The sequence below is a fragment of the Streptomyces fulvoviolaceus genome (assembly GCF_000718165.1).
Taxonomy (GTDB): Bacteria; Actinomycetota; Actinomycetes; order Streptomycetales; family Streptomycetaceae; genus Streptomyces; species Streptomyces fulvoviolaceus.
This window is the reverse complement of sequence record NZ_JOEY01000212.1, coordinates 1-271: the sequence shown is the minus strand read 5'-3', so window position 1 is coordinate 271 and position 271 is coordinate 1. Positions and strand designations below refer to the sequence as shown.

Below are 271 nucleotides of genomic sequence, written 5' to 3'. Positions count from 1 at the left end.
GGGGCGGGGTCCCTCACGCCCGAGGGCACGCCGGTCGGCCTGGACGGTCCGATGCCCGTGCACATCGCTCTGGTGTGCACGGGGCGGTGCCGTCCGTCGTCTGATCGGGTGTCCCTGAGCGCGCCGTCCGATCGCCACGGCGGCAGCCTCGTGGCGAGTCGTCTTCCTGTCGTCGTGGGTGAGGGGCTTCTGCCAGTGCTGGGCGCCCCACTTCGAGGTGTAGGCCGGGTCCACGGCGATGATGGCGATGCCGGTCTGGTCGGCCATCGAG

1 pseudogene is annotated in these 271 nt (G+C 72.0%); it reads right to left on the bottom strand.

Features of this window, described 5'->3' with window-relative positions:
* Positions 1–271 (bottom strand): annotated as a pseudogene (locus IG08_RS55535) (IS200/IS605 family accessory protein TnpB-related protein); the annotation flags it as partial.